The organism is Nocardia sp. NPDC023733 (genome assembly GCF_040639775.1).
Taxonomy (GTDB): domain Bacteria; phylum Actinomycetota; class Actinomycetes; order Mycobacteriales; family Mycobacteriaceae; genus Nocardia; species Nocardia rosealba.
In genome coordinates this window covers 2,366,628-2,383,806 of sequence record NZ_JBFAAN010000001.1, presented here as the reverse complement: position 1 = coordinate 2,383,806, position 17,179 = coordinate 2,366,628, and the positions used below count along the sequence as shown (strand labels likewise).

Annotated in this window: 15 protein-coding genes; 6 read left to right on the top strand and 9 right to left on the bottom strand. The window is 67.3% G+C overall.

Annotated features, from left to right (window positions below; translation table 11 throughout):
• Positions 1-71: 71 nt before the first annotated feature.
• From AB0F86_RS11105 to AB0F86_RS11095, 3 genes are all read right to left on the bottom strand, one after another.
• Complete coding sequence (locus tag AB0F86_RS11105; protein ID WP_356983589.1) at positions 72-926, bottom strand: alpha/beta hydrolase; 855 nt, start codon at positions 924-926, stop codon at positions 72-74.
• 26 nt (positions 927-952) lie between these two features.
• On the bottom strand, positions 953-1,948 hold the full coding sequence (locus AB0F86_RS11100) for an NADP-dependent oxidoreductase (RefSeq protein ID WP_356983587.1): 996 nt from the start codon (positions 1,946-1,948) through the stop codon (positions 953-955).
• Between the two features lie 207 nt (positions 1,949-2,155).
• A complete protein-coding gene (locus AB0F86_RS11095) occupies positions 2,156-4,513 on the bottom strand; it encodes an MMPL family transporter (protein ID WP_356983585.1) in 2,358 nt (785 codons plus the stop codon).
• A gap of 193 nt (positions 4,514-4,706) precedes the next feature.
• Between AB0F86_RS11095 and AB0F86_RS11090 the strand changes: the two genes are divergently transcribed.
• Complete coding sequence (locus AB0F86_RS11090; RefSeq protein ID WP_356983583.1) at positions 4,707-5,720, top strand: hypothetical protein; 1,014 nt, start codon at positions 4,707-4,709, stop codon at positions 5,718-5,720.
• 21 nt (positions 5,721-5,741) lie between these two features.
• On the opposite strand, the gene AB0F86_RS11085 is transcribed toward AB0F86_RS11090, so the two are convergent.
• Genes AB0F86_RS11085 through AB0F86_RS11075 form a run of 3 tightly spaced genes read right to left on the bottom strand, consistent with a single transcriptional unit; the run spans position 5,742 to position 8,961 of the window.
• The gene (locus AB0F86_RS11085) at positions 5,742-6,614 is read right to left on the bottom strand and encodes a sugar phosphate isomerase/epimerase family protein (RefSeq protein ID WP_356983581.1); all 873 of its coding nucleotides are present in this window, start codon (positions 6,612-6,614) and stop codon (positions 5,742-5,744) included.
• The gene (locus tag AB0F86_RS11080; protein ID WP_356983579.1) at positions 6,611-7,801 is read right to left on the bottom strand and encodes a dihydrodipicolinate synthase family protein; all 1,191 of its coding nucleotides are present in this window, start codon (positions 7,799-7,801) and stop codon (positions 6,611-6,613) included. Before AB0F86_RS11080 ends, AB0F86_RS11085 begins: the two co-directional genes overlap by 4 nt.
• Positions 7,798-8,961 (bottom strand): Gfo/Idh/MocA family oxidoreductase, encoded by a 1,164-nt coding sequence (locus tag AB0F86_RS11075; protein WP_356983577.1) that lies wholly within the window; start codon positions 8,959-8,961, stop codon positions 7,798-7,800. The genes AB0F86_RS11080 and AB0F86_RS11075 overlap by 4 nt, the downstream gene beginning before the upstream one ends.
• A 177-nt stretch (positions 8,962-9,138) precedes the next feature.
• Here AB0F86_RS11075 and AB0F86_RS11070 point away from each other — a divergent pair, with 177 nt between their 5' ends.
• The 5 genes from AB0F86_RS11070 (at position 9,139) to AB0F86_RS11050 (ending at position 14,219) form a co-directional block, all read left to right on the top strand.
• Complete coding sequence (locus tag AB0F86_RS11070; protein WP_225279347.1) at positions 9,139-10,173, top strand: LacI family DNA-binding transcriptional regulator; 1,035 nt, start codon at positions 9,139-9,141, stop codon at positions 10,171-10,173.
• 126 nt (positions 10,174-10,299) lie between these two features.
• Positions 10,300-11,172: an ABC transporter permease gene (locus AB0F86_RS11065; protein ID WP_356983574.1), complete on the top strand. Its 873-nt coding sequence runs from the start codon at positions 10,300-10,302 to the stop codon at positions 11,170-11,172.
• 43 nt (positions 11,173-11,215) lie between these two features.
• Complete coding sequence (locus AB0F86_RS11060) at positions 11,216-12,256, top strand: ABC transporter substrate-binding protein (RefSeq protein ID WP_356983572.1); 1,041 nt, start codon at positions 11,216-11,218, stop codon at positions 12,254-12,256.
• 16 nt (positions 12,257-12,272) lie between these two features.
• Positions 12,273-13,070 (top strand): ABC transporter ATP-binding protein, encoded by a 798-nt coding sequence (locus AB0F86_RS11055; protein ID WP_356983570.1) that lies wholly within the window; start codon positions 12,273-12,275, stop codon positions 13,068-13,070.
• A gap of 30 nt (positions 13,071-13,100) precedes the next feature.
• Positions 13,101-14,219, top strand: coding sequence for a glycerate kinase (locus AB0F86_RS11050; RefSeq protein WP_356983568.1), 1,119 nt, complete (start codon positions 13,101-13,103; stop codon positions 14,217-14,219).
• 42 nt (positions 14,220-14,261) lie between these two features.
• On the opposite strand, the gene AB0F86_RS11045 is transcribed toward AB0F86_RS11050, so the two are convergent.
• From AB0F86_RS11045 to AB0F86_RS11035, 3 genes are all read right to left on the bottom strand, one after another.
• Complete coding sequence (locus tag AB0F86_RS11045) at positions 14,262-15,356, bottom strand: GGDEF domain-containing protein (protein ID WP_356983567.1); 1,095 nt, start codon at positions 15,354-15,356, stop codon at positions 14,262-14,264.
• Positions 15,357-15,416: 60 nt separating this feature from the next.
• Positions 15,417-16,448: an NADP-dependent oxidoreductase gene (locus AB0F86_RS11040; RefSeq protein ID WP_356983784.1), complete on the bottom strand. Its 1,032-nt coding sequence runs from the start codon at positions 16,446-16,448 to the stop codon at positions 15,417-15,419.
• Positions 16,449-16,588: 140 nt separating this feature from the next.
• On the bottom strand, positions 16,589-17,101 hold the full coding sequence (locus AB0F86_RS11035) for a MarR family winged helix-turn-helix transcriptional regulator (RefSeq protein WP_356983566.1): 513 nt from the start codon (positions 17,099-17,101) through the stop codon (positions 16,589-16,591).
• Between the last annotated feature and the right edge of the window lie 78 nt (positions 17,102-17,179).

The following is a 17,179-nucleotide window of genomic DNA, read 5'->3' as shown; positions in this document are numbered from 1 at the left end:
CGACTCACGACGAGGCTATCGTGCCCATCCTGCGAGCGGATCCGGCGCCGCTGCATCGGGTGCCGGGGAATCTATCGGGCGAGGAATTCGGCTGCGGCGGTGGCGAATTCGTCGTGGAACTGGAAGATCCCGCCGTGCCCGGAGCCGGGGTAGATGATCAGCTCGCTGTCGGGGATGCGCCGGTGCAGGTCCTCGGACAGGACCGAGGGCACCATCCGGTCGTTGTCGCCGTTGGCGATGAGAGTCGGCTGGGTGATCGTGGTGAGGTCGTCGGGGGAGGACAGCCCCCACTTCTTGATCGCCTTCAACTGTCTGCGCAATGTCGGCACGGTGACGGGTGTATCGCGGTCGGTGGTGCGTTCCGCGAGCCGCTGGATGAACGCACGCCCGGCCGCCTTGCCGTCGGCGTCGCGGTTGAAGAACAGGAACTCTTTGGGATCGGAGCGGGTCGCGGTGGCACGCAGGATGTCGCGGTAGGTGACGCCTACGACCTTGTCGATGCCTTTGCCGCCCTTGGGTCCGGTGCCGGTGAGGACGAGTTTGCGCACCAGCGCGGGGTGTTTCATCACCAGGTCCTGGGCGACGAAACCCCCGAGCGAGAAGGCGAAGACGTCGATCTCGTCGAAGCCGAGCGCGGTGACGAAGGAGTAGGCGTCGTCGGCCATCGCCTCGACGCTGTCGGGCACCCGGCCGGAGGACGCCCCGACACCACGATTGTCGAAGGTGACGACGTGGTGCTGCCGAGCCAGCGGATCGATGATCCTGGGGTCCCAGTTGTCGAGGTTCGCCGCGAGATGGACGAAGAAGACAACGGGCACACCGCCTTTCGGTCCGAGCTCACGGTAGGCGTAGGTCACCCCGCCCGCGGTGACGGTGCGGGTCGGTGCGTCCTTGTAGGAGGTGATGACGTTCCCGTGCGTGCTCATGACGGTCCGCTTTCTGGCTCGGTGGGTCAGGGGATGGTGATGACGGACTTGCCGCGGGTGCCCCGGTCTTGCAGAGACCGCAGTGCTTGCTCGGTGTGGTCGAAGTCGAAGACCCTGGTGACGACCGGGCGCAGGACGCCGTCGTCGACCAGGGCGGCGATTCGGCGCAGCTGGGCGCCGTCGGCCCGCATGAAGAGGAACTCGTAATTCACGCCGAGTCGCTCGGCCCGTCGGCGGATTCCGCTGCTGAGTGCGGCGACGGCCAGGCGGAGTACGAGGTTCGCGCCCAGCCGGCGGGCGAACGCCGGGTCGGGTGGTCCGGCGATCCCGATCGCCGTGCCGCCGGGACGCAGCACCCGCAGCGACTTCTCCAAATTCTGGCCGCCGAGGCTGTCGAGAACCAGGTCGTATCCGTCGAGTACCTGTTCGAAGTCCTGCTCGCGGTAGTCGATCACCACGTCGGCGCCAAGCTCCCGCGCGAATTCGACATTGCCGGTGCTGACGGTGGTGGCGACCGTGGCGCCGAGGTGCTTGGCGAGCTGGATCGCGATCGACCCGACTCCACCCGCACCGGCATGGATGAGGACCCGTTGCCCCGGACCGAGATCGCCGCGTTCCACCAGCGCTTGCCATGCGGTCAAGGCCACCAGCGGCAGGGAGGCGGCTTCCTCGAAGCCGACCGAGGACGGCTTGCGCGCCAGGTCGGTTTCGGCGACCGCGATGCGTTCGGCGAACGTACCGATCCGGTCCTTGTCGGGCCGGGCGAACACCTCGTCACCAGCCTTGAACTCCCGCACTTTCGGCCCGACGCCGATCACCGTTCCGGCGAGATCGTTGCCGAGGACCAGCGGCAGCTTGTACGGAAGGATCCGCTTGAACTCGCCCGCCCGGATCTTCTCGTCGAGGCTGTTGAGGCCGGCGGCGCGGATCTGGACCAGCACATCGTGGTCGCCCATCACCGGCTCGGCGACGTCCGCCTCCCGCAGGGGCTCCTTGTACCGGTCGATCACGAATGCTCGCATGGTGCCCTTCCCTACTAATGAGTCCACTCAATAATGAGCGCACTCAGTAGCGAAGTCAAGGGACGCCGAAGTTACCCGTCCGGACGCGCTGTAATGCCAGTAGTGCCAGCCGACGAGATCCGACGACAATTCCGTCGATCTCCGTTCGCTTCGACTCGCCCGTGTCTGCGAGTTCCTCCGTCCGGTTCCGGAATTTTCGGCGGCTTCTCAACGAAACGGCCGGTCGACGATTCTGCCGAGTCGGTGGGTCGGGGCTTCGGCTTCGATCTCGGCGACGGTGCGTGGGCGGCGGGGTGTGCGTGCCGGCTTGCTGTCGGGGACCGCGGCCATTCGCATGGTCGGCGGGTCGGTGACGGGTGTCGTCCGCACCAGGTCGACCATCGCGTCCCGGTCGGGTCGGTCGTCGGCGAGGACCGGTTCGGACAGGCCGATCCTCTCCTGAATTCGCTTGGCCCACTTGGGCGCCCACCAGCAGTCGTCGCCGAGGAGCTTCATGATGGCGGGGACGAGCAGCATGCGCAGGATGGTCGCGTCGATGAACAGTGCCGCGATCATGCCGTAGGCGATGTACTGCATCATCACCAGATCGGAGAACGCGAACGCGCCGGTGACGACGAGCAGGATGAGCGCGGCCGCGGTGATGATGCGGCCCGTCTGTGCGGTGCCGGTGCGGATCGCTTCGGTGGTCGACGCGCCATGGGCGCGGGCCTCGACCATGCGGGAGAGCAGGAAGACCTCGTAATCGGTCGACAAGCCGTAGATCACCGCGATGATCAGCATGAGTACCGGTGCGCTGATCGGTTGTGGCGTGAAGTTCAGTACCCCGGCGCCATGACCGTCGATGAAGATCCAGGTCAGGATGCCGAGTGTGGAACCGAGCCCGAGGGCGTTCATCAGCGCCGCCTTGATCGGCAGTACCAGTGAACCGAAGGTGAGGAACATCAGCAGCGTGGTGACGAACAGGACCAGCGCGATCATCAGCGGCATCCGGTCGAGCAGGCTGTCGATACTGTCGGCCATGATCGCGGGCTGCCCCGCGACATACATGTCCACCCCGTCCGGTACGTCGATGGCGCGTAGGTAGTCGATCGTCGGCTCGGCGTTGCCGGTCGGATCGACCAGGGTGGCCGAGGTGCGGTACACCGCCGGGTCGTTGGAGCCGGTGTTGCTCGGCACGCCGAACTGGCCGACGAGCCCGGGTGCCTGGTTTGCCTGCTTCCAGACCGCGCCGATGGCGGTGGTGTCCTTGCCGACGAACACCAGCTGGATCGGGTCGGTCTTCTTCAGTGGGAACACCTCGTAGAAGTGCTCGAGGGCGAGCCGGGTGCTGTTGTCGGGCGGGAGGTATTTCTCGTTGATGCCGCCGAAGGCCAGGTTCCTGATCGGGATGATCAGCAACAGCAGCCCGACGACGACCGCCACGGCCACCTTCAAGGGGTGTCGCATCACCCAGCGGGGGAGCCTGCCCCAGAAGCCGTTCTCGATCTCCTCGGCGGACTTGGTCTTGCGGAAGCGTTTGATGCCGAGCATGTCCACCCGTGGCCCGAGCACGGCCAGCATCGCGGGCAGGATCGTCACCGCGGTCAGGGCGGCGAGCGACACCGTCGCGATGGTGCCGTAGGCGACCGAGCGGAGAAATCCCTGGGGGAACAGCAGGATGCCGCCGAGGCTGGCGACGATCATCGTCGCCGAGGAGATGACGGTGCGTCCGGCGGTCATCACCGTGCGCCGGACTGCCGCGCGCGTGTCGTAACCGGCCGCCAGCTCTTCCCGGAACCGGCTGACGATGAACAAGGCGAAGTCGATGGCCAGGCCCAGGCCGATCATCGACACCACGGCGGAGACGAACGAGTTGACGTCGGTGAAGTTCGTGATCGCCATCACGATGCCGTTGGCGCCGAAGATGGTGAGCCCACCGATGATCAGCGGCAGCGCGGCGGCGACGACGCCACCGAAGATGAAGAAAAGGAGCACCGCCACAGCGGGAATGGCCAGCAGTTCCATCCGGTGGACGTCGGTGGCGATGGTGTCGTTCAGGGTGCCGCCGATGGCCTGCAGTCCCGAGACCTCCACGTCCACACCGTCGATGTGGAAGGCGTCGCTCACCGCCCGGTAGCTGCGCAGCAGGTCGGTGTCGTTGTCGCCGACGAGCGCGACCGAGGCGAACGCGTGCCGCTTGTCGGCCGACCCGAACACCGACGGCACCGCGGCCGCGTCGCCCACCCGCCAATAGGCGCCGTTGATCTTGTCGATCGCGTCGGGGTGCTCGGCCAATGCCTTGCTCAGACCTGCGACAACCGTGCCGCTGAACTCCGGATCGTCGATCGTCTTACCGTCGGGAGCGTTGTAGAGCACGATGACGTCGGCGGTGTGGTCGCGGCCGAACGCCTCGTCGGCGATCCGCGAGCCCTGCGATGATTCGGACCCGGGGTCGTCCCAGCCGCTCGAGGTGAGGTGATCGGACAATCCGAGCCCGTACCCACCGAGCCCGAGCAGCGCGGCACCGACAACCGCGATGACGGCGAAACGAAATCTATGTACCAGCTCGCCCCAACGGTTGAACACGAACGACTCCTTTGTCTGGGGTGTCACCGACCTTCCCAGGCAAACCTGAGGATCCGCTGACAGCCGTGCGACTACCAGCTCGATGTACCGTCCCTGGCCGACGTGGCCACCTCGGGTGAACGATCGGCGCAGGCGGTACTGGCAAGCCTCGGTCGCTCGCGGTAGCGGAGGAGTTTGCTTATCCTCCATGATCATGACCGGCCGAGCGGATCATGGAGCCGAGCTCTTCCGCAGCGATCCTCGCCCACCGGACTTCATCGAACACCGGCGGTATGCCTCGTACCAGGCGTGGCGACAGCTCGTGATCGGTGGCCACATCGACCACGAGCGGCTGGTGGGTGACCTGCTCGGCATCAGCCGCTATGTCCACTCTCGGTATGCCTACGCATATACGATTCACGAAGTCCTGCCGGAATTTTCGCGAAGTCGGCTCACGGCTGCCCTGGGTGATGTGATTGCCCGTCTGCCGATGGAGTCGGCGGTCCGAATCCCGGTGGAAGAAGCTGTTGTCCGGCTCGTGGCGTTCTTCGGGCCGGTGCCGATGGAGTGGCTGTCGGACTCCGTCCTGCGCACCGTGTTCTCCGGTATCCGGCCTCGCGATGTCGACTTCGCCGGGTCCACCGACTCTCTCTCGGCACTGGACAAAATCTCGGTGACGGACACGCGGCGACTGTGCCTCGTCCTGCGCGACGTCCCCGATGCGCAATTGCTGTGCACGGCCCGGCTGATGCGACCGGACCTGCTCGAGGCGGTGCATGCGGCATTCGACTCCACCGACGGTGCATGGGCCGTCTTGACCTACCTGGCCCGTGATTTTCCGCCCCCCGTCGATATCCCTACCCCGGACAGCCCACGGATCCTGGCCGGTCTGATCACCCTCGCCGAAGGCAAGCCGGGCGACACCGTCTCGCACGGCCTGTTCCCCAGCACCATCACGAAACTCGCCCGCCTATGCCTGGCGTCGACAGGGCACTACCCTCCCGCCCAGGTCCTCGACGCGGCGCGAAGTGCCTACGACAGGAGGCGTCCCTACTATGCACACGACGCCGTGGCCTGCGCCCTCGCACACCCGGCAATCTCCGCTGCCGAGCGTGCCGACCTCATCCGTCACCTGTCCGGACATGACGGCCACGGGCCAGCAGCCCGTGGCCGGCGGGCTCGAAAGAAGTTCTCGCGCTTAATCCGATGGGGCAGCCGTCAACGCTGACAGCACCGCGGCCGGGTGATCTCAGCCGACAAGGGACGGCAGTACCAGCTCCCGATACCGCCGCTTCATCGTCTCGATCACCTCGTGGCCGTCGCTCGACCACACCGTGGCGTTGAAGATCTCGACTTCCACGTCGCCGCGGTACCCGGCGTCGCGGACCCAGCGTCCGATGGTCGCGAAGTCGATGACGCCGTCGCCCATCATGCCCCGGGACAGCAGCGGGTCGGCGGTCATCGGGTTCAGCCAGTCGCACACCTGATACGAGCTGATCCGGCCGTCCGCACCGGCCTGCGCGATCTGTTCCGCCAGGGTCGGGTCCCACCAGAGATGGAAGGTGTCGACCACGACACCCACCGTCTCGGCCGGATGCGGCGCTGCCATCGAGAGTGCCTGCGCCAGTGTGGAAATCACGGCTCGATCGGCACAGAACATGGGGTGCAGCGGTTCCAGCGCCAGGCGTACGCCGCGTTCGGCGGCGTAGGGGACCAGGAGCGCGAGCCGCTCCTCGACCCGTGCTCGGGCGCCCGCGAGATCCCGATCGGGGATCCCGCCCATCACCATCACCAGTTCCCGCGTGCCGAGTGTCGCCGCGTCGTCGATCGCACGGCGGTTGTCGTCGAGCGCGGCCGGTCCGTCTTCCCGCCCGGTCAGGAAGCCGCCGCGACACAGGCTGGAGACGCGCAGACCCGCGTCGGCCACGATCTTCGCCGCGGGGGTGGCCCCGAGCTCGTCGACCCGATCACGCCACAGCCCGATCGCGCCGAGCCCGGCCCTGGCCGCACCGTCCACCGCCTCGGCCAGGGTCCACCGCTTGGTCGTCGCGGTGTTCAGCGACAGCGACCGGTACGGTGCGGCCGCATCGTACGGGACCTGCTGCGCGACAACCGATGTCATGATCCGAGTCCGTTCAGTTCGAGGTACAGCCGCATGCGGTGCGCGGCCAGTTCGGGGTCCGACAGCAGCCCGGCCCGGTCGGCGAGCCGGAAGAGCTCGGCCAGGTGCGTGACGGAACGGCCCGTGGACAACCCGCCGACCATGGAGAAGCCGGGCTGACGACCGTTGAGCCACGACAGGAACGCGATCCCGGTCTTGTAGTAGTAGGTCGGCGCCGCGAAGATATGCCGTCCGAGTTCCTGTGTGCCGGCTAGTATTTCGGATGCGCGTGCGACGTTGCCGTTGTCGAGTTCCTGCAGTGCGGTGGAGGCGGCCGGATAGATCGCCGCGAAGATGCCGAGCAGTGCGTCCGAATATCCCTGCGTATCACCGACGATGAGCTCGGGGTAGTTGAAATCGTCGCCGGTGTAGAGCCGGACCCCCGCGGGCAAGGCGCGCCGCAGCGCGATCTCGTGTCCGGCATCAAGCAGCGAGACCTTGACGCCGTCGATCTTCGACCTGTTGTTCTCGATGAGCGTCCGGAAAGTCTCGGTGGCGGTGGCGATGTCGTCGTTACCCCAATAGCCGTGCAGCGCGGGATCGAACATGGTGCCGAGCCAGTGCAGGATCACCGGCCGGTCGACACCCGCCAACAGTCGCTCGTAGACGTCCACATAGTCGGCCGCCGACTCCGCGACCCGCACGAGAGCCCGCGAAGCCATCAGGATCACCTGCGCGCCCGCCTCGGTCACCACGTCGATCTGCTCGCGGTAGGCGTCGACGATCCTGGTGAGCCCGGCCGGTCCGGCGGGCAGGCCGTCGAGGTCGAGCTGATCGGTGCCCGCACCGCAGGCGAGCCTGCCACCGGTGGAGGCGGCCTCGCCGCCGGAGCGCCGGATCAATTCGGCGGTGGTCCGCCAGTCGAGGCCCATCCCGCGCTGCGCGGTGTCCATGGCATCGGCGACACCGAGTCCGTAGGACCACAGCTCGTGCCGGTAGGCCAGCGTCGCGTCCCAGTCGATCGTCACGGGCGCGCCCGGCGTGTTGTCGGCCGTGGCACGCGGAATCACATGCGCGGCGGCGAAAGCCACCCGCGAGGTGATCGGCCGGGTCGGCCGCGTCCACGCCCCCGGAGCGCCGAGGACGTACCGTTCGAGCCGGTCACCGGCGGGCAGCAGCACCGACACATCGGTCGAGGCCGCGGTCACAGCGTGACCTCCGGAATCTCGATGCGGCGGCCTTCGGCGGAGCTGCGCAGGCCGAGTTCGGCGAGCTGGACACCGCGCGCGGCGGAGAGCAGCCCGTAGCGGTGCGGCCGCTCGTGCACCACGTCGGCGAGGAACTCCTCCCATTGCAATTTGAAGCCGTTGTCCAGATCGGCGTTCGCCGGCACCTCGAGCCATTGCTCGCGGAACGGTTCGGTGACCGGGAGATCCGGGTTCCACACGGGTTTGGGCGTATGCGAGCGATGCTGTGCGACACATTTGCGCAATCCGGCCACGGCCGAACCGTGCGTACCGTCGATCTGGAACTCGACGAGCTCGTCGCGGTACACCCGCACCGCCCACGACGAATTGATCTGCGCGACAACGCCGTTGGCCATCTCGAAGATGCCGTAGGCGGCATCGTCGGCGGTGGCGTCGTACGGCTTGCCCTGCTCGTCCCACCGGGTGGGGATATGGGTCGTCGCCTTCGCGGTGACCGCCTCGACCTTGCCGAGTAGCCCCTCGAGCACGTAGTTCCAGTGGCAGAACATGTCGACGACGATGCCGCCGCCGTCCTCGGCGCGGTAGTTCCAGCTGGGCCGCTGGGCGGGCTGGCCGTCACCCTCGAAGACCCAGTAGCCGAATTCGCCACGCAGCGACAGGATCCGCCCGAAGAAGCCCTCGTCGACCAGCCTGCGCAATTTCACCAGGCCGGGCAGATAGAGCTTGTCGTGCACGACACCCGCGGTGACGCCCGCGTTCGCGGCGACCCTGGCGAGTTCTACGGCCTCGGTGAGGGTTTCGGCGGTCGGTTTCTCGGTGAACACGTGCTTGCCCGCCTTCATCGCCGCCGCGAGCGCCTCGGCGCGCCGGGACGTGACCTGTGCGTCGAAGTAGATGTCGACGGACGGGTCGGCGATGACTGCGGCGGCATCGGTGCTCCATTCGGCGATACCGTGCTGTGCCGCGAGTTCGGCCAGCTTGGTGGCATTGCGGCCCACGAGGATGGGCTCCACCTGGACGCGGCGGCCGTCCGGGAGCAGGAGGCCGCCTGCGTCGCGGATCGGCAGGATCGAGCGCATCAGGTGCTGGCGGTAACCCATGCGCCCGGTGACGCCGTTCATGGCGATGCGGAGCGTGCGCGGGGGAGTGGAATCGGGCATTGTTCTGTGCCTCTTCTGATTTGCGTGGCTGACGACCCGCAGAATGGGTCGCGGACGGTGCGGAGAAACTCCGCACACGGCGATGGACAAGTCAGCTCGGAATGCGCTTTCCAAGCTATGCTAAGTCACCGAGTCCGGTCAACCCCACCCCGAACCGAGGGAACGAGGCACGAAGTCATGGCGGCTGTGAGATTGCAAGACGTCGCGATCCGGGCGGGCGTCTCCCAGGCGACCGCCTCGCGCGTGCTCAACGGGTCGTCGCGGGTGCCCGGCGAAGGCGTGGCCGACCGGGTCCGCGCCGCCGCCGCCGAACTCGGCTATGTGCCGAATGCCCAGGCCCAGGCCCTGGCGCGGTCGTCGACCGGGCTGATCGGACTTGTCGTGCACGACATCGCCGACCCCTACTTCTCCTCGATCGTGCAGGGGGTGCAGACGGCGGCGCGCCGGGCGGGCAAGCTCGTCCTGCTGGCCAGCACGCAACGCGATTTCGACATCGAGCGCGAATCGGTGAGCACGTTCATCTCGCACCGCGCCGACGCGATCATCCTCGCGGGTTCGCGCCAGAGCGGCGATCTCGACCGCGATCTCGAGCAGGAGTGCGCGCGGTATCTGGACAACAACGGCAAGGTGGTCGTCGTCGGGCAACCGCTGTCCTTCGGCGCCGCCGTCGAGCCCGAAAACTATGTGGCATCAGCCGAATTGGCGCACGCACTCCTCGGCCAGGGGCATCGCGACTTCGCGGTGATCGGCGGGCCCGGCCACATCAGGACCGCCGTCGACCGGCGCAACGGCTTCGTCGAGGCGCTCGCGTCGCAGGGTGTGACACCGCTGGTGGAGATCGCGGGAGACTTCTCCCGCGACGGCGGTTTCAGCGCGGCGCGTCGCCTCGCCGCGGCCCTGGATCTGCGCCACGGGCAGCCGGTGCCGCCCTGCGTCTTCGCCGTGAGCGACGTGATGGCGATCGGGGCGATCGCGGCCTGGCGCGAGCTCGGCTTGGCGGTGCCCGACGATGTCTGCGTAGCCGGGTTCGACGACATTCCCACGCTGCGCGACCACGTACCAGGGCTCTCGACGGTGGCGCTGTCGCTGGTGGACATCGGCGAACGGGCCGTCGCGCTCGCGCTCGACGACACCGCAACGTCCTCGCGCGCACACGAATTCGTGCCCGGCCGAGTGATCCTGCGCGACAGCAGCGTTTTGCACCGCCCCTGACCTGGTTCGATTCGAAACCCTTGACACTGTGGGTCGGGTCACACTAGCCTCGGATCCAGCTTCGGAAAGCGCATTCCCAGCGGGTGCAGTTCGAATCCCGCTCCACTACTAGCTTTAGGACTCCAGATGGCGGTAGTCACGTCCGTCGAGGCCGGTTCCCCCGCACCGAAAGCGGCGCAACCCGTTCGCCCCCGGCGCCGAAAGCTCCCATCCCCGGCCGGTCTCTGGTCGACCATCTGGCGGCCACTCGCCCTGGTGGCGGTGCTCGTCGTCGCCTGGTGGGCCGTCACGAAATTCGAGCTCGTCGAGCCCTACATCCTGCCGTCGCCCGCCGATACCTGGCGCACCACCGTCGACAACTCGGCGTACCTGCTCGAGAACACCTGGGTCACCACCTACGAAACCGTGGTCGGCTTCATCATCGCCGCACTGATCGGCGAAGCCGTCGCCCTGGTGATGATCTATTCGCGTGGCGTCGAGCGAACGATGTACCCGCTCATCCTTTTCGCGCAGGTCATCCCGAAAATCGCGATCGCCCCGCTGTTCATCGTCTGGCTCGGCTTCGGCACCAGCCCCAAGATTCTCGTCGCCGTGTTGATGGCGTTCTTCCCGATCGTCATCTCCGGTATGGCCGGCCTGCGCTCGGTCGACCCGGAGATCCTCGAACTCACCTCCACCATGGGGGCGAGCAATTGGAAGACGTTCGTGAAAGTGCGTTTTCCGGCGTCGCTTCCGCAATTGATGTCCGGACTCAAGATCGCCGCCACCCTCGCCGTCACCGGTGCCGTCGTCGGGGAATTCGTCGGCGCCAACGAAGGTCTGGGCTATGTGATTCTGCAGGCCAACGGAAACATCGACACCGCAATGCTGTTCGCGGCCCTGATCATCATGTCGCTGCTCGGCATCATCCTGTTCGCGATCATCGAGATCGCCGAACAGTTCCTCATTCCCTGGCACGCCTCCCGTCGATCCACGGCCTCGGTCGTCGGGGCGGCTTGAGCATGCCGAACCACCGTATTCGCGCCACAGCTGGAGAACTCGCATGAAATTCCGAACACGCACACTCTCGTCCATCGGGGCCGCCGCGGTGGCATCGGTGCTGGTGTTGACCGGCTGCGGAGGCGGCGGCACCGAAGCCAAGGAGCCCGGCACCGACGGGAAGACCACCCCGGTGTCGCTGATGCTCAACTGGTACCCCTACGGCGAGCACGCCCCGTTCTATTACGGAGTGCAGGAAGGTATTTTCGCCAAGCACGGCATCGATCTGAAGATCTCGGCCGGCCAGGGGTCGACGAAGACCACCCAGGCCACCGGTTCCGAGCAGACCGATTTCGGCTGGGCCGATACGCCCGCCGTCCTGAGCAATATCGACAAGGGCGTCAAGGTCAAGAGCGTCGGCGTCTTCCTGCAGACCACGCCGTCGGCGGTGCAGGTGTTCGCCGATTCGAATATCCGGACGCCGGCCGACCTGGTGGGCAAGACCATCGCCGTCTCCGCGGGCGACGCACCGACTACCACCTTCCCGGTCTATCTCGACAAGGCGGGCGTACCCGCCGATCAGGTCACCCAGCAGAGCCTCGACTCCGCGGGCAAGATGTCGGCGATGCTCTCGGGCCGCGTCGACGGGCTGATCGGCTTCGCGCACGACCAGGGTCCCACCATCGCGAACAAGAGCGGCAAAGAGGTGCGCTACCTGCGGTATTCGGAGCAGGGACTCAACTTCTTCAGCAACGGCCTGATCGCGAACCAGGCCACGATCGAGTCCTCGCCGAAACTGGTGCAGGCCATGGTCGATGCGACCAGCGAGGCCTTCGCCGCCGCGGCCGCCGCGCCCGAAGCCGCGGTCGCGGCAATGGAAGGCAAGGACCCGCAACTGCCGCCGCAGCCGGTGCTGTTGCAGCAGTGGCAGCAGACCATCCCGCTGCTCACCACCCCGGAAACCGCAGGTAAGGCGCCGGGAACCAATGCCGAGGCGAACTGGCGCGCCACCGTCGAGGTGCTCAGCAACGCCAAGCTCCTCGAGAAGGCCGAGGATCCGGCCAAGTACTGGGACTCCAAATTCACGCCGACCAGCCGGCCGTGACGGAACAGGTGACGAAATGAGCACACCCACCGACACCCGCACCGGCACCGCGGTCGCCGTAGACGGGCTGACCGTAAGGTTCTCCTCCACCCGCGGTGAGGTCACCGCCCTGCACGATGTCGATCTCCACGTCCGTCGCGGCGAATTCGTGTCGATCGTCGGCCCGTCCGGTTGCGGCAAATCGACGCTGCTGAAAGTCGTCGCGGGCCTCACCGACCCGAGCGGAGGCAGCGTCGAACTCGGCGGAGCCTCCGTGCGGGGACCGCAGCGCGATATCGGTTACGTATTCCAGCGTGCCGCGCTGCTGGAATGGCGAACCGTGCGCAAGAACATCCTGCTGCAGGCGGAGATGCGCGGCATGGACAAGCGGGCAGCGGCCGCCGAATGCGATCGGCTCATCGAGATGACCGGCCTCGGCGGCTTCGAGAATGCCCTGCCGCACGAACTCTCCGGTGGTATGCAGCAACGAGTTTCGCTGTGCCGAGCCCTGCTGCACCGACCGGAAGTGCTGCTGATGGACGAGCCGTTCGGGGCACTCGACGCGCTCACCCGGGAACGGATGAACGTCGAACTGCACCGCATCTGGCGGGAGACGGGTACCACGGTCCTGCTGGTCACGCATTCGGTGGCCGAGGCCGTCTATCTCGCCAATCGGGTGGTCGTGATGAGTCCACGGCCGGGCAAGATCATCGAATTGCTCGATGTCGACCTGCCCGCGCACCGCGACTACGCCACGACGATGGAGACGCCGGAATTCATCACCGTCGCCAACCGGGTCCGGGAACTGCTCGGCGCGGTAGCGCAAGCGGACTGAGATCCGGACCGCAGAGAGGACGTCGACCGCGTGAGGGTTCTGGTCGCCCCGGACAAATTCAAAGGAAGCCTCACCGCGGCCGAGGTCGCCGACCGCCTGGCCGACGGCTTGGCGGAGGCGGGGATCGACAGCCTGCGGATGCCGATGGCCGACGGCGGCGACGGGAGCGTCGACGCGGCGGTCACGGCCGGTTTCACGCCGTATCCGGTGACAGTGGCCGGGGCGTCGGGAACCCCGACGTACGCGCGGATCGCCGTCGGCGACGGTACCGCCGTGGTCGAGGTTGCGAGCACCTGCGGCCTCGCCACCCTGCCGAACGGCCGGAAGCTGCCGCTGGACGCGAGCAGTCTCGGTGTGGGACAAGCGATCTCGCAGGCGCTGCGGCACCGGCCGCAACGCCTGGTTCTCGCGCTCGGCGGCAGCGCCTGCACCGACGGTGGGATGGGGATGCTCACCGCGCTCGGCTTCACCTTCGCCGACGCGAGTGGACAGCGATTGCGCGCGTGTGGGCGGAGTCTCGCCCGCGTCCACACGGTCGACTCGTCGCGGGCGGTCCGGTTGAGCGAGGTGGACATCGTGGTCGCGAGCGATGTCACCAACCCATTGCTCGGACCGGACGGTGCGGCCGCCGTGTACGGCCCGCAGAAGGGCGCCACCGAGTCCGACGTCCGGTTTCTCGACGACGGACTGCGTAACCTGGTCCGCGCTTCCGTCCGCAGCGGCTATCCGGACGCGGCGGCTGTCGCGGTCGCGCCTGGTGCGGGCAGCGCGGGCGGGATCGGCTTCGCCGCCCTGCTGCTCGGCGGCACCATGGTCTCCGGTGCCGAGTTCTTTCTCGAACTGCTCGGATTCGACCGCCACCTGCCCGATGTCGACCTGGTGATCACCGGCGAGGGCAGCATCGATGAGCAGACCGCCCACGGAAAACTCCCCGCGGTTCTGGCCGGCCGCGCCTACCCCACCCCCGTCGTCGCGGTCGCCGGCCGCAACAGCCTGCCCCGCGACCATTGGCACCGAGCCGGTTTCACGGCCGTCTACTCTCTCGGCGACTACACCGACTCGAACACCGCCGAAGACCCGGACCTGACCAGCCGACTTCTCACCCGGATCGGCCGCGAGATCGCCCGCATTCCAGCGCTTTCCGGCTGATCACCGTGGTGCGCACCGCCCTGGGCAGCGGCAATTCCCGGTTCATTCCCCGTCCGGGGTGTGGGAGTGCCCGGGCGGCCGGGTGAGGTCGTCGAGCACGACCAGGTTTCCACCGGACTGTTTCGCCTGGTACATCGCCGCGTCGGCGCACTGCAGCAAGCGGTCGGGGGTGGGGCGTGGGCAGTGTGGGCAGCCCGTCGCGTCGAAGACCGCGACGCCGATGCTGGCTGTCACGCCCACCTCGCTATCCGAGGGCGCGGCGACCACCCGGCGGAGGTGTTCGGCGACCTCGCGGGCGTCGGCCGCCGCGATCGGGGCGGCCACGACGAACTCCTCGCCGCCGGTTCGTGCCACCACCGCCGAATCCGGAGTGGCTTCGCGCAGACGCCGGGCGGTTCGCATCAGCACGATGTCGCCGATGCGGTGACCCCATGTGTCGTTGACGCTCTTGAACCGGTCCAGGTCGAAGGAGATGACGCAGACGGCGCGATGGTCCTCGACGAGTCGGGGGAGCCGGTTCTCCAGGCCCCGCCGGTTGAGCAGTTCGGTGAGGGGGTCCGAGAGCGACTCGATGCGCAGCAGCCAGTAGAGCAGCTGGAACGCGGGCACCGCGGTGATCACCGTCGCCAGCAGCAGACCCACCGCGACCGCGAGGGTGACGCCGTCCCCGCCTGTCGCGATCCGCACGGACAGCACCACCACCGACAGCATCGACCAGGCCGAATGCGCGGCCACGGCCCGTGCGCTGTGGAAGAAACTCAGATAACTGCCGGTTGCCAGCAGCAGCACCGCACCCATGGCGCCGAACAGGCGGTTGTGCACCTGGAGGAACTCGATCGTGAACAGCAGATCGGCGCAGGCGATCAGGACCAGCGACTCGGTTCTGCCGGGCCAGGGCAGCAGCCACCAGCGCGCGGCCCACAGCACGCCCGCCAGAACTCCGACAACGGACGCCGCGACGGGCGGCCCCGCGGGCGTGCCCGCGATCACCAGACCCATGACCGCGATCCCCGCACCGGCGGTGCCCATCAGCACCTTCAGCGGCAGCAGCGCCGAGCGAGCGGCGAGAGTGCGCACCAGCCAGCGGTAGTCGACCGGGTCCTTCCACCAGGACCGCAGCGTCGTACCGTCACTCATCGACTCACCCTTGGACCCGACGGCATAGCCACCTCGTTCCTGCCGATTCCGGCGATCTCCCTATGTATCGATGCGCACGAGTTGCTTGCCGATATTGGCGCCGCCGAACAGGCCGCGCAGCGCGCTCGGCGCGGATTCGAGACCGTCGACGATGTTCTCGGCGACCACGAGCGCACCGTCGGCATGCCAGGTCGTCAGCCGCTCGAACGCCTCGGGGAAACGCTGGACGTAGTCGAGGAAGATGAAGCCCTCCATGCGCGCGCGACGCATGGCCAGCTCCATGTAGTTGCGGGGCCCGGCCGCCGGAGCAGTCGCGGTATAGCCGGAGGCGATGCCGCCACACAGCACCACCCGCGCGCTCCTCGCCAGGTTGGCCAGGCCGGCCTCCAGGATGGTGCCGCCGACACCGTCGAAGAAGACATCGATACCGTTCGGCGCAGCCTCGGCCAGCCGCTCGGCCACGTTGTCGTGCTTGTAGTCGATGGCGACGTCGAGCTTCGCAGTCTCGGTCAGCCAGGCACATTTGGCCGGACCCCCGGCTATCCCGATCACCCGACAACCCAGGGCCTTGGCGATCTGCCCGGCCAGTGACCCGGTGGAACCGGCAGCCGCGGAAACCACGACGGTGTCGCCGACTTCGGGTTTGCCGATATCGACCATCCCGAAGTAGGCGGTGAGCCCGTTCACCCCGAACGCACTCAGCATCAGCTTGGGGTCGATACCGTCGGGAACCACGTTCAAGCCGAACAGTCCCTGCCCACCGGCGATGACATAGTCCTGCCACCCGACCATCCCCACCACCCAGGACCCGACGGGATAGTCGGGGTTGTTCGAGGCCACAACCTCACCGGCACCGCTGCCACGCATCACCGTGTCCAGCGGCACCGGCTCGATATACCCGGCTTCCTCGTTGAGCCAACCCCGCTGAGTAGCGTCGATTCCCAGCCACCGCACCCGCACCAGCGCCTCCATCGGACCGGGTTCGGGTACGGGCGCATGTCGCAATTCGAAGTCGTTGTCGCTCAACGTGTTTCCTGGCCTGCGCCGAAGAATCCACTGCCGATTCTCGGTGTCACCCCACTGCTTTGTCACCACCGTTCGAGTCTGCCACCGACATCGGCCACGGCAGGCATGTGGCACGGCGGCGCGCGGATCGAGCCCAACGATGCTGTGGGCGGCGGACGAGCGGTGGAGGCGCGGTCGGCGAGCCGAGACCGACGTCGGCGACGGGCTCAGCGGTCGGTCTGCGCCGGTAACTCGCTGTGGAAATCGCGCAGCGCGCCGGTGATCGCGACGAACACCCGGTGGGCCGCCTCGAGATCGGCAGCGGGCAGCTCGGCCAACGCAGCTCGGGTGCGGGTGCTGAGTGGCTCGAAGAATCCGGCCGCCACGGACATACCGTGGTCGGTGTAGCCGAGGTGCACTCGTCGGCGGTCCGTGGCGTCGGGTACTCGCTCGAGATGGCCGGATTCGATCATCCGCTCGACGAGGTAGGTGACTGCGGGCGCGGAAATACCCATCAGTGTGCTCAGCCGCCCCGCGGTCACCGGTGCGCCTTCGGCCTGTGCGGTTGCCACATGCATCAGGGCACGGAAGTCGTTGGGGCGCAGATCGTTCGACCGCGCGAAGACATGACCGATCTGTTCGGAGACCGCGGTCAGCGCGCGCAGATCGCGGGCGATCTCGGTTTCCAGCTCCGACCGGTCGCGAGCCGGATCGGTGTCCTCGATGGTCTGGTCACCCAACGCATGTCTCCTCTCGATCCGGTTGCGAGCTTAGCCGCTTCCGGGGGCCGACATTGTCAGATAGTTAAGTTTCTGAAA